Origin of the sequence: Sphaerisporangium siamense (assembly GCF_014205275.1) — a bacterium.
Classification (GTDB): domain Bacteria; phylum Actinomycetota; class Actinomycetes; order Streptosporangiales; family Streptosporangiaceae; genus Sphaerisporangium; species Sphaerisporangium siamense.
Genome location: NZ_JACHND010000001.1, coordinates 6,802,111 through 6,813,791 on the forward strand (window position 1 = coordinate 6,802,111; position 11,681 = coordinate 6,813,791).

Sequence of the window (11,681 nt, forward strand, 5' to 3'; positions counted from 1 at the left end):
CCCAGTCAGGGAGCGGTCAAACGCGCGCCCGCCGCGATCACCCGGCGGCCAGCACGCGCCGCTGCGCGAACGCGCCGATCCGCTCCAGCGCGAGCTGCGGGAGGGTCAGGTCGGCGCCGCGCTCGTCCCCCACCGGGCCGACCCAGTTGACGACGACGAAATGGCCGAGCGCGCGCACCGCGGCGCGGCTGTGCCCGGCGTCGAACGACGGCGGCTGGCCGGGCGCCGTCCGCAGGAAACCCCCGCCGCGCCGCGGGTCGAGCGCCGCCACGAGCCGGTCGGCGGCGGCGCCGTCGGGCATGTCGAACACCGCGTACTGGCCGGAGACCGCGCCGCCGGCGCCGGCGAACGAGGCCCGCGCCACCCCCGCGCACCCGGCCGCCGCGGCCTTCACCCCGCTCCCCCACAACGCCTCCGCGCAGTCGGCCGACAGCGCGGCCTCGCGGCGCTCCATGGTCACCCCCTGCTCGACCAGGCGGGCGGCCTGCCCGAAGACCTCCTGCTCGGTCAGCGGACCCGGATCCTGGCGGCGGGTGGCGATGGGGGCGTACAGCGCGGAGGTGCCCTCCCCCCGGAAGTAGGCGGGGCTCGGACCGGTCTCGGGCCGGGTGACGACGAACAGGACCGCCCCCGCGGCGGCCAGCACCCCGGCCACCGCGGCGACGATCAACGCACGGCTTGGCACGGCAGCCGACCCTACCCCGCCGGAGACGCCTGTGGCCCGGTGACGGCCACCACACGGCGGTAGATCGCCTTCTCGGCCCCCCGGACGGCCAGGGCCAGCGAGACGAAGTCGTCCTTCGGGCCCGGTTCCCGGCCGTCGGCCCGGCCCACCCAGACGAACCCCGCGAAGTGCCCCATCGCGTGGCCGCTGCCCTCGGTGTAGCCGTCCCCGGTGAAGACACCGGCCCCGGACTGCAGCGCCCGCACCCACCCGCCGCCGCGCGACAGCGTCGCCATGTCGCGCACGAAGGCGTCGGCGGCCTGGGCGCTCGCCATGTTGAACAGGGTGTACTGGGCGACGTAGCGGCGGTCGGCGCTGAGGTACACGCCCCGCGCCGCCTGCGCGCACCCGGTCGAACCGAGCCGGGCCAGCACGCCGCCGCCCCACACGACCGGCGCGCACGTGTCGTCCAGGCGGCGCTCGGTGAGCCGCAACGCGACCCCGCCGCTCTTCAGCGTCTTGACGTTGAACACCTCTTCGGCCCGCAGCGGGGCCGGATCGGCGCCGCGGTCGGCGATGGGGCCGAAGAGCTTGGGCGAGGGCCACGCCTGGTAGTCGTCGGGGAGCGGCAGGCCGATCAGGTCGCCGGAGCTCTGGCCGGGCGCGGCGTCGGAGATCCCGAGGTTGCTGACGATGGCGGTCAGCGCGAAGCCGCCCGCGAACACGGCCAGGACCGTGCCCACGATGATCAGCACGCGCTGCTGACGCCGGGTCAGCCCGCGCTCGGCCAGGGCCGGGACCTCGAACGAGGACCGGCGCCTCTTGTTGCGGGCGCTCACAGGCCGCCGGCTCCGCGCGGCGCGCCGTGCGCGGCCCGGCGGGCGCCGGGCGCGTCACGGTACCGGTCGTGGACCTCGGCGCGCCCCCCCGAGGAGCGGCCGTGGATCATCGTGGATTCGCCTCCGGGTCCGGCGTCGCCGACGTGGAGGTGGCCGCCCCGGCGACCTTGGGCTCGTCCGCGCCGGCCTCGCGCGCGGCCGCCTCGGTGTCCCCGGACGCCTCGTCCCCGCCGGGGGCGCGAGGAGCGGCCTCGTCCTCATCGGCCTGCCCGGCGTCGTGCGCCGGGTCGGCCGCGGCCGTCTCGTGCTCGTCGGCCTGGTCCGCGCCGTGCGCCGGGTCGACGTGGACGCCGCCCGCGGCCGGGACCACGACCTCTTCCGTGGTCCTGTTCCTGGTCAGGTAGAAGTACAGCAGGGCGGCGGCGAACAGCAGCAGGGACGTCCACTGGTTGAGCCGCAGGCCGAGGATGTGGTGCGCCTCGTCGACCCGCATGCCCTCGATCCAGAACCTGCCCAGGGTGTACCCGGCGACGTACAGGGCGAACAGGCGGCCGTGGCGCAGGCCGTACCGCTTGCCGGCCCAGATGAGCACCGCGGCCAGGGCCAGGTTCCACAGGCACTCGTACAGGAACGTCGGGTGGTAGGTGGACACGCCCGCCACCGTGCCGTCCCGTCCCGGGTCGATCTCCAGACCCCATGGCAGGTCGGTCGGGCCGCCGAACAACTCCTGGTTGAAGTAGTTGCCCCAGCGGCCGATGGCCTGGGCCACCGCGATGCCGGGCGCGCAGGCGTCGGCCACCGCCGACAGGGAGATGCCGCGCCTGCGGCAGGCGATCCACACGCCGACGGCGCCGAGCGCGATGGCGCCCCAGATGCCGAGGCCGCCGTGCCAGACGTACAGGACGTCGATGGGCCGGTTGCGCGCGTCAGGACCGAAGTAGAGCTGCCAGTCCGTGATGACGTGGTACAACCGGCCGCCGACCAGGCCGAACGGGACTGCCCACACGGCGAGGTCGGTGATGGTGCCCGGCTCGCCGCCGCGGGCGCGCCAGCGGCGCTCACCCATCCAGACGGCGACGATGACGCCGAGCACGATGCAGAAAGCGTAGGCCCGCAGGGGAATCGGTCCGAGGTACCAGACCCCTTCGGACGGGCTGGGAATGGAGGCCAGGGGCATGTCAGGTGACGTTACCGTTTCCGTGCCTACTTCGCGGCATCAAGAATGGTCTGACGCAGCGAAGCCGGGCTGAACGCGACGTTGTTGTCGACGATCTCGCCGTTCAGCCGGAGCGTGGGCGTGCCCTCGGGCACGAGCTTGGCGTCGAGGATCTTCGTGCTGTAGGCCGCCTGGGCCTGCGCGTGCTTCTGGGACCTGACGCAGGACTCGAAGCCCGGGTCGGTGACGCCGGCCTCCTTGCCCCACTTCACCAGGTCGTCCAGTGAGAAGCCCGACCGGGTCTCCGGGGGCTGCTCCTTGAAGAGCCGGTCGTGGAAGGCCAGCCACTGCCCGGCCGGCACGCACCGCGCGGCCGAGGAGGCGCGCATGGTGTTCCCGAGCGTGGGCTCCTGGCTGAAGATGTTGATCGGGTGGTAGACGACCTTCACCTGGCCGTCCGCCGCCATGTTCTTCAGCGTCGCCGAGCTGGTCTGCTCGAACGCCTGGCAGGCGGGGCACTGGAAGTCCTCGTAGACGTCGACCACCGGCTTCTGGACGCCGGGCTTGGCCATGGCGACCGAGCCGTCCTGCTGGAAGGTGATCGGCGCGAGCCCGCCGCCGACGGTCTCGGATTTACCTCGGTCGACGTACCACCAGCCGCCGCCGATGACCGCGAGCACGACCACCACGACGGCGACGATGGTGACGACGCGGCGCCTGGCCTGCTCCTTGCGCTCACGCTCGCGCTGCGACTTGATCCGGTCGCGGGCGGAGACCTCCCGCGCGGCCTTTCCCATCAGTGATCCCCCTTCATGGCGGGCTCCTCGCCCTGCTCGTCGTCGTCCCGGCCCCCGGCCCATCCGGCGTCCAGGTCGTCGTCCCTGTCCCGCCCGGGCGCGAGCCCGAGCGCCGCGTCGAGCGCGAGGCGGCCCGGGGCGAACCAGGCGACCCATGCCCCCAGCAGGAACAGCCCGGCGTCGCGCAGGATCTCCCACAGGTAGCCCGGATCGGCCCCCGCGGCGAGCTTGCCGCCGCCGCCGAAGCACCCGCAGTCGATGCGCAGGCCGCGCGCCCACGCCGACGCGATGCCGACCACGAAGGCCAGCATGAGCAGCGCGGAGACGACGCCCGCCACCCGGGTCAGCAGCCCGGCGACGAGCAGCACTCCGACGACGATCTCGATGATCGGCAGGCCGTGGCCCACCGCGGACGCGACCGACTCCGGCAGCAGCTCGTACGCCTCCACCGCCTGGACGGACAGGGCGGGCGTGCCGATCTTCAGCCAGCCGGCCGTGATGAGCACGCCGGCGACCACCAGCCGGGCGACGGTCGTCACCCAGGGTACCGCCGGATGCACGTAAAGCCACCTCATCGGCGCGGCCTCTTCCCGCTTGGCACGTCAACGTCTCCTTAGCCCTGGACGGGCGCCCGAACGGCGCCACGCGGCCCCAGCCCGCACGCGGCGGCCCGCCGGCGGACCGGGCCGGCGTCGGCGCTCATGCCGAGGGTACCGGCCACCAAGCTCATCATGAACGCGATAAGCCCCGGCTAAGCGCTGGTGGCGCGGCCGAAGCCGGACGCCGCCGTGCCCGCCGGGGCCCTGCGGATACCGCGTATCAGGGAAGATCAGGAAAGATCAGGAACGCACGCCCGCGGCGAGCTCGGCGCCGAGCTCGCGCACCGCCGCCAGCCCGGCGGCCTCGTCGGGCGCGTCGAGGAGGCGGCGGATGAACGCCGAGCCGACGATGACGCCGTCGGCGTACTTGGCGACCTCCGCGGCCTGGGCGCCGGTGCCGACGCCGAGGCCCACGCACACCGGGAGCGAGGTGTGGGCCCGGGTGCGCTCGACCAGGCCCTCGGCGGCCGAGCCGACCGAGTCGCGCGCGCCGGTGACGCCCATGAGCGAGGCGGCGTAGACGAAGCCGGTGCAGCAGTCGGCCACGGCCTGGATGCGCTCGCCCGTGGAGCTCGGGGCGACCAGGAAGACGGTGTCGATGCCGGCCTCGGCGCTGTACCGGCGCCAGGGCCCGGCCTCCTCGGGGGTGAGGTCGGGGGTGATGGTGCCGACGCCGCCCGCGGCGGCGAGGTCGCGGGCGAAACGCTCGGCGCCGTAGCGGTCGATGGGGTTCCAGTACGTCATGACCAGAACGGCGGCGCCGGTCTTGGCCACGCCCTCGACGGTGCGCAGCACGTCGGCGATGCGGGTGCCGCCGGTGAGCGCGCGGTGCACGGCGGCCTGGATGGTGGGGCCGTCCATGAGGGGATCGGAGTAGGGCAGGCCGATCTCGATGACGTCGCAGCCGGCCTCCACCATCGCGCTCGCGGCGGCGATGCCGCCGTCCTTGCTGGGGAAGCCCGCCGGGAGGTACCCGACCAGGGCGGCCCGCTTGTCGGCCCGCGCCTTCTCGAACACCGTCTGAAGAGTCGTCATGTCAGAGAGTCCCGCTCACAGGTTCTGGGGCCCACAGGCCTACAGGTTGAAATATTTCATGGCGGTGCCCATGTCCTTGTCGCCGCGGCCCGAGAGGTTCACCAGGATGGTGGCCTCGGGGCCCAGCTCGCGGCCGAGCTTGATCGCCCCGGCGAGGGCGTGCGCCGACTCGATGGCCGGGATGATGCCCTCGGTGCGCGCGAGGACGGAGAAGGCCTCCATCGCCTCGGCGTCGGTGACGCCGTGGTAGGTCGCGCGGCCGGAGTCCTTCAGCCAGGCGTGCTCGGGGCCGACGCCGGGGTAGTCCAGGCCCGCGGAGATCGAGTGGGACTCGATGGTCTGGCCCTCGTCGTCCTGCAGGACGTAGGTGCGCGCGCCGTGCAGGACGCCGATCGAGCCCTCGGTGAGGGTGAGGGCGTGCTCGCCGGACGCGAGGCCGTGGCCGCCCGCCTCGTAGCCGTGCAGGGCGACGCCCTCGTCGCCGATGAAGGCGTGGAAGATGCCGATGGCGTTGGAGCCGCCGCCGACGGCCGCGGCGACGGCGTCGGGCAGCCGGCCGGTCAGCTCCAGGACCTGGCGGCGGGCCTCGACGCCGATGATGCGCGCGAAGTCGCGGACGATCTCGGGGAACGGGTGGGGGCCGGCGACGGTGCCGAACAGGTAGTGCGTGGAGTCGACGTTGGTGACCCAGTCGCGGAAGGCCTCGTTGATGGCGTCCTTGAGCGTGCGGCTGCCGTTGGCGACGGGGACGACCCGGGCGCCGAGGAGCTTCATGCGGGCGACGTTGAGCGCCTGGCGCTCGCAGTCGACCTCGCCCATGTAGATGACGCATTCGAGGCCGAGCAGCGCGCAGGCGGTCGCGGTGGCGACGCCGTGCTGGCCGGCGCCGGTCTCGGCGATCACGCGGCTCTTGCCGAGGCGCTTGGTGAGCAGGGCCTGGCCGAGCACGTTGTTGATCTTGTGGGCGCCGGTGTGCGTGAGGTCCTCGCGCTTGAGCAGAACGCGGGCGCCGCCGGCGACCTCGGAGAACCTGCGGACCTCGGTCACGGCGGTGGGCCGCCCGGCGTAGGTGCGCAGCAGGTGGTCGAACTCGCGCAGGAACGCGACGTCGGACTTGGCGTCCTCGTAGGCCTTGGCGACCTCGTCGAGGGCGGGGATCAGGGCTTCGGGCACGAATCTGCCGCCGAACACCCCGAATCGCCCGCGGACGTCGGGATCGTCGCCTGCCGCGCCGTTGCCGGCGAGGTCGGCCGCGGTGATCAGGGTGCCCTCTGTGCTCACTGCTGCCTCTCGGGTCCGTTGTCGAATCGGGACGCGGGGTGCGCTCCGGCCGTGACCAGGTCGACCACGGCGGCCCGCGGGTCCTTGCCGGTGACCAGGCTCTCGCCCACGAGCACGGCGTCGGCGCCCGCGCGGGCGTAGGCCAGCAGGTCGTGCGGGCCCCGGACACCGGACTCGGCGATCTTGATGACGCCGTCCGGGATCTTGGGGGCCAGCCTGGCGAACACGTCGCGGTCGACCTCAAGGGTTTTGAGGTCGCGCGCGTTCACGCCGATGATGCGCGCGCCGGCGTCCAGAGCCCGGTCGAGCTCCTCCTCAGTATGCACCTCGACCAGCGGCGCGAGGCCGATCGACTCGGCCCTTTCGATCAATGAGATCAAAGCGTTCTGGTCGAGGGCCGCCACGATGAGGAGCGCGAGGTCGGCGCCGTACGCGCGGGCCTCCCACAGCTGGTAGGAGGTGACGACGAAGTCCTTGCGGAGGATGGGGATGTCGACCGCGGCGCGGACCGCGGCCAGGTCCTCCAGGCTGCCGCCGAAGCGGCGGCGCTCGGTGAGCACGCTGATGACGTGCGCGCCGCCCGCCTCGTAGTCGCTCGCGAGCGCCGCGGGGTCGGCGATGGCGGCCAGCGCGCCCTTGGAGGGGCTGGACCGCTTGACCTCGGCGATGACCGAGACCTTGTCGCCGCCGAGCGCGGCGTAGACGTCCTTGGTGGCCGGCGCGCGCTGGGCGCGCTCCTGGAGCTCGGTCAACGACACGTCACGCTGCCGATCGGCGAGGTCGGCACGCACGCCGTCCAGGATCTCGTCGAGCACGCTCACTTGATCTCCTCGCTTGGCTCGCTCACCCGATCAGGGTCCCCTCCGGTCGACTGCGCCGCGGGCGAGGACGTCCCGGCCCGCGTTCAGCGATCGCCGCGCGGGCCTCCGTCCTCATCCCGACCTTGCCCTGCCGATGGTATCGGGCTTACCGCCGTCGGCTCGCCACAGGGTGGCGGGTCTGGGGGGCTCGCGGCGCCGAGCCGGGGGGCCTCACGGTGCGAGAAAGGCACCGAACGGGAGATTCCTCACGATCCAGTACACAATGATCAATCCCAGGAAGGACCAAATGTAAACCGGACGCGTCAAGCGGGTGCGGACGGGCCGCCCGCGCCAGGTCCTGACGAGCCAACGCCCCCACCAGAACACCAGGAAGGGAATGGTGAGCACCGCCAGCGGATTCAGTCCGAGCGCCGCCACCGGGTCGGCGTGCGCGAGCGCGTGCAGGGCGCGCAAGGTGCCGCACCCCGGGCAGTACAGCCCGGTCACCAGCAGGAACGGGCAGGTCGGGTAGTGGCCGGGCCGGTTCGGGTCCACGACGCCGACGAAGGCGACGGCCGCCCCCGCGAGCGCCGCGGCCCCGAGGGGCGCGAGCAGTGCCCCCGCCCGTCCGGTGCCGCGCCCCCCGGCGCGCGTCCCGCGCACGCCGTCCGCGCCGCTCACTCCGCTCACGCCCTCGACGCCGTCCGTGCCGCCCACGTCATGAGTATGGACCGCCGTTCTGCATGTTCTCGATGCCGTTGAAGAGGGACACGCCGATGGCGAGCCACAGGACCAGGTACAGCACCCACATGCCGAGGCCGACGAACAGCGAGATCATCCACCACTTCTTGGCCTGCTGGGACGCCTCCAGGGCGCCTTGGTAGTCCCCGGCCTCGTACTTGCCGTTGACCTTGCCGGCGTAGAAGATCGCCGGGAGGCTGAACGGGCCGCAGCAGAACAGCGTGGTGAGGATCGCCGGGAGAAGCTGGTTGTTCGGCGGCTCGGGGGCGTAGGGCTGGCCGTAGCCCCCGGGCGGGTAGCCGCCGGGAGGGGGATAGCCGCCTCCGGGGGGAGGCGCGTTGTAGCCACCGCCGCCGCCCTGCTGACCGTAACTCATCGATGGTCTCCTTGCCGTGACGCGGGGCCGGGCGCCCAGTGCCCGGCCGGTGTGATGCCGATGAGCGCGAGACCGGCCGGGATCGGCGGCAGGACATGCCCGGAGATCACGCCGAGAACGTGCCGGCCGTGCCGGTGATACCGGCCGCCGTCGCCGTACGGCCCGTGCCGCCCCCCGGCGTCCCGCGGCCGGTCGCCGTGGCACATGCCGCATGCCCCCTTGAAGCCCGCCCGTAGCGCATCGCGCGGCGGAAGCTTAGCGACGTCAGGGGCGTCACAGGGACATTGTTTTACTTTGTCGGCAGATCGTCACTAAATCCGGCGGACAGGCCGGACGCGCGCGGGGCACCGGCCCGGCGTCAGCCCCGGCCGCCGTCGCGCTCGCCCGGCTCGCCCTCGGTCGGGTCCACGCCCTGGTCGAGCGCGTCCCACAGCGACCGCTCGGCCTGGCCGGCGCGCTCGGCGGGTCTCGCCGTGGACCCGCCCGGCCTTTCGTAGCGGTCGGACATGCCGGGCCAGCGGGCGCCGCGCGCGACGGCCAGCACCCCGGCCGCCAGCAGCAGCGCGCCGCCGGCGACCGCGGCCACCGGCCAGGCCCAGGAGTAGGCGACGGCGGCGTGCGCGGCGGCGCCGGTGACGCTGGTGTGCTCCTCGGCCAGCGCGACCAGCCGGGAGGAGGGCGTGACGCCCCGCAGCGCGGACCCGGCGACGGCGAGCCCGATCAGCGCGATGACCGCGCCCACGACCGCGCGCCACGCCCCTCGGGTGGCGAGCACGGCGACGGCGGCGGCCAGGGCCGCCAGGGCGAGGGGGCTCAGGACCGGCGCGATGTCGCTCCCGGAGAGCGGCACGGGCGCGGCGCGCCCGCCGGCCGGGCCCGCGCCGAGGGCGACGGTGGCCCAGGTGCGGCCGGAGGCGGCGAGCGTCAGCACGGCGCCGGCCACGGCCAGGGCCAGCCAGGCGAGCAGCGCCCGGCGCGCGGACCGCGGCGGGCCGGGCGCGGGCACGGCGGCGGTCGCCGCGGGGCCGCCGGAGTTCGCGGGGCTCATGGGACCGGCAGGACGTCGGCGTCGAAGCAGGTGCGGTCGCCGGTGTGGCAGGCGGCCCCCACCTGGTCGACCTTGAGCAGGATCGTGTCGCCGTCGCAGTCGAGCGCGACGTGCCTGACCCACTGGGCGTGCCCGGAGGTCTCGCCCTTCACCCAGTACGCGCGGCGGCTGCGCGACCAGTAGGTGGCGCGGCCGGTGGTCAGCGTGCGGTGCAGCGCCTCGTCGTCCATCCAGGCCAGCATGAGCACCTCGCCGGTGTCGTGCTGCTGGACGACCGCGGGCACCAGGCCGTCGCGATCACGCTTCAGGCGGTCCGCGATCTTTGGGTCAAGAGGCATGGCCCAATTGTGCCGCAGAGGCGCGCCGGTGCCGGTGACCACCCCGCGTCCCCGGCGCCTCCCACCCGTCAAGCAACATCGCGCAACATATGGGCATAAGCGGAAAATCTCACGCTACGGTCGGGGTGTCAGCGAAAAAGAACGCGTCCCCAGAGGTGCCCCCATGGCCTCACCGCGCATAACCGAGGCGAAGGGAATACTCGCCGCACGGCTCCGCGAGATCCGCAACGAGGCCAGCCTGACCGGGAGGTCCCTGGCCTCCAGGGCCGGCTGGCACTACTCCAAGGTGTCCAAGATCGAGCACGCCTCGCAGATGCCCAACGAGAACGACATCCGCGTGTGGTGCCGGGTCTGCGACGCCGAGGAGTACGTCGTGGACCTGATCGCGGCGGTGCGCAACATCGACTCCATGTACACCGAGTGGCGGCGGCTGGAGGCCACCGGGCTGCGGCACATGCAGGAGTCCTTCCACCCGCTGTACCGCGAGACCCAGCAGTTCCGCGTGTTCCAGCACTCGGCGGTGCCCGGCCTGCTGCAGACCGCCGGGTACGCCCGCGCGCACCTGCGCACCGTGATCGAGTTCCGCGGCATCCCCGACGACCTGGAGGAGGCGGTGCGGGCGCGCCTGCGGCACCAGGAGGTGCTGACCTCGGGCGGCAAGCGCTTCATGTTCATCGTCGGCGAGCAGGCGCTGCGCACGCCCGTGTGCGGCGCCGAGGAGATGTCCGTGCAGCTCGCGCGGCTGGCGGAGCTCACGGTCAACATGCCGCAACTCAGCTTCGGGGTGATTCCGGCTCGGGGGCGTCCCGCACTCATGCCGCCCGAAAATTTCTGGATATACGACGACAATCAGGTCCGAGTCGACACCATCCCCGGCCAGTACCGGATCAAGACGCCCACCGACGTGGCCCTGTATGAGAAGGCGTTCTCGGCGCTCGCCGACGCCGCCGTCTATGGTCAGGCGGCCCGCGACCTGATCAACGCGACCGCGGGCGAAATACGAGGAACATGAAGCAACATCATTGATCTCGCGATCACGGTGGGCCTAGCCTCACGGCAGAACTCCGTCGCGGCGCGGGGCCTCCCCCGTATCGCACCCTTCCGGACAAGCCAGGCGCGGTCGCCGCGCCGGTGAGGAGTCACGCCGTGCCCGCCGTCCACGTCGAAGCGGCAGCCCTGGTCTGCAGGCGTCCCTCGGCGGAGATCAGGCGCGTCGCCGAGGAGCTTCAGGCGTCGCTCGCCCGCCGGGACGTCCCGTCGTACATCTACTACCTGGAGGACGGGCAGGCCGCCGTCTCCCTGTGGCAGGGGCTGCTGGCGCGCGTCGACGGGCACATCATCTGGTGGACGAGCCCGTATCTGAGCCGCAGGGGCGGCGCGCTGCGCACCTTCGCGGTCGCGCCGGCCACGGCGGCCGTCCGGCTGGCGGAGCACTACGCGACGCTGCGCGCCCGGCACATCCCCCAGCTCTACGCCCACCCGGAGTGACCGCATGATCCACGGCCCGGCCGCCGGGCCGCCGAACAGGGAGGCCCCGATGACCGGTGCCGGCGAGGCGGCGGGCGCCACCACGGCCACCGCGCACCTGCAGGCGCTCGGCGACTCGCTGCGGGCGCGGGGCCTGCACGCCCGCGTCGGCGAGACCAGCGGGGGGCTTCCCCAGCTCATCGTCCTCAGCACGGCGGCGCCGAGCCTGTCGGAGGTGGTGTTCGCCGCGCGCAGCGAGGGCTCCTGGTGGTTCTGGTGGTCCTGGGCCGAGCGCATCGCGCCGGTGGAGGAGCTGGCCACCGCCGTCACCCGCGTGTGCGGGGTGCTGACGCCGGCGGGCCGTGTCCGCGAGTGACCCGGCGCCGGGGGGGCGCCGGGTCCTCGCCCTCCATAAAACCCACTAAATTAGTAGGTCTTGACGGGAATCTGGGCCTGTGCTGGAGTGGACGCATGCGGGCCGATATCCGATTGGTGATTCGCGGGCACATCGATCTGTGCCGCGTGTGGTCCTCCTCCTGT

15 protein-coding genes are annotated in these 11,681 nt (G+C 73.2%); 3 read left to right on the plus strand and 12 right to left on the minus strand.

What is annotated here, in order from left to right; genetic code table 11:
- Positions 1-37 precede the first annotated feature (37 nt).
- From BJ982_RS31040 to hisI, 12 genes are all read right to left on the minus strand, one after another.
- Positions 38-685 (minus strand): beta/alpha barrel domain-containing protein, encoded by a 648-nt coding sequence (locus tag BJ982_RS31040; protein ID WP_184885921.1) that lies wholly within the window; start codon positions 683-685, stop codon positions 38-40.
- Between the two features lie 11 nt (positions 686-696).
- The gene (locus BJ982_RS31045) at positions 697-1,503 is read right to left on the minus strand and encodes a hypothetical protein (protein WP_184885923.1); all 807 of its coding nucleotides are present in this window, start codon (positions 1,501-1,503) and stop codon (positions 697-699) included.
- A gap of 106 nt (positions 1,504-1,609) precedes the next feature.
- Entirely contained in the window at positions 1,610-2,680 is a 1,071-nt protein-coding gene (gene lgt / locus BJ982_RS31050) for a prolipoprotein diacylglyceryl transferase (RefSeq protein WP_184885925.1), read from the minus strand.
- A 26-nt stretch (positions 2,681-2,706) separates the two neighbouring features.
- Positions 2,707-3,456, minus strand: coding sequence for a DsbA family protein (locus tag BJ982_RS31055; protein WP_184885926.1), 750 nt, complete (start codon positions 3,454-3,456; stop codon positions 2,707-2,709).
- Positions 3,456-4,016, minus strand: a complete 561-nt coding sequence (locus BJ982_RS31060) for a DoxX family protein (RefSeq protein WP_239123167.1) — start codon at positions 4,014-4,016, stop codon at positions 3,456-3,458. The genes BJ982_RS31055 and BJ982_RS31060 overlap by 1 nt, the downstream gene beginning before the upstream one ends.
- 279 nt (positions 4,017-4,295) lie before the next feature.
- Complete coding sequence (trpA, locus tag BJ982_RS31065) at positions 4,296-5,090, minus strand: tryptophan synthase subunit alpha (protein WP_184885930.1); 795 nt, start codon at positions 5,088-5,090, stop codon at positions 4,296-4,298.
- Between the two features lie 39 nt (positions 5,091-5,129).
- A complete protein-coding gene (trpB, locus tag BJ982_RS31070; RefSeq protein ID WP_221483077.1) occupies positions 5,130-6,353 on the minus strand; it encodes a tryptophan synthase subunit beta in 1,224 nt (407 codons plus the stop codon).
- A gap of 14 nt (positions 6,354-6,367) precedes the next feature.
- The gene (trpC, locus tag BJ982_RS31075) at positions 6,368-7,192 is read right to left on the minus strand and encodes an indole-3-glycerol phosphate synthase TrpC (protein WP_184885934.1); all 825 of its coding nucleotides are present in this window, start codon (positions 7,190-7,192) and stop codon (positions 6,368-6,370) included.
- 210 nt (positions 7,193-7,402) lie between these two features.
- Positions 7,403-7,888, minus strand: a complete 486-nt coding sequence (locus BJ982_RS31080; RefSeq protein WP_239123169.1) for a DUF2752 domain-containing protein — start codon at positions 7,886-7,888, stop codon at positions 7,403-7,405.
- A 1-nt stretch (position 7,889) separates the two neighbouring features.
- Positions 7,890-8,288, minus strand: a complete 399-nt coding sequence (locus tag BJ982_RS31085) for a CD225/dispanin family protein (RefSeq protein ID WP_184885937.1) — start codon at positions 8,286-8,288, stop codon at positions 7,890-7,892.
- A gap of 358 nt (positions 8,289-8,646) precedes the next feature.
- A complete protein-coding gene (locus tag BJ982_RS31090; RefSeq protein ID WP_184885939.1) occupies positions 8,647-9,336 on the minus strand; it encodes a TIGR02234 family membrane protein in 690 nt (229 codons plus the stop codon).
- Positions 9,333-9,674, minus strand: coding sequence for a phosphoribosyl-AMP cyclohydrolase (gene hisI / locus BJ982_RS31095; RefSeq protein ID WP_184885941.1), 342 nt, complete (start codon positions 9,672-9,674; stop codon positions 9,333-9,335). The genes BJ982_RS31090 and hisI overlap by 4 nt, the downstream gene beginning before the upstream one ends.
- 163 nt (positions 9,675-9,837) lie before the next feature.
- Between hisI and BJ982_RS31100 the strand changes: the two genes are divergently transcribed.
- From BJ982_RS31100 to BJ982_RS31110, 3 genes are all read left to right on the plus strand, one after another.
- Complete coding sequence (locus tag BJ982_RS31100) at positions 9,838-10,686, plus strand: helix-turn-helix domain-containing protein (RefSeq protein WP_184885943.1); 849 nt, start codon at positions 9,838-9,840, stop codon at positions 10,684-10,686.
- Between the two features lie 134 nt (positions 10,687-10,820).
- On the plus strand, positions 10,821-11,162 hold the full coding sequence (locus tag BJ982_RS31105) for a hypothetical protein (protein WP_184885945.1): 342 nt from the start codon (positions 10,821-10,823) through the stop codon (positions 11,160-11,162).
- Between the two features lie 49 nt (positions 11,163-11,211).
- Entirely contained in the window at positions 11,212-11,517 is a 306-nt protein-coding gene (locus BJ982_RS31110; RefSeq protein ID WP_184885947.1) for a hypothetical protein, read from the plus strand.
- Positions 11,518-11,681: the final 164 nt, after the last annotated feature.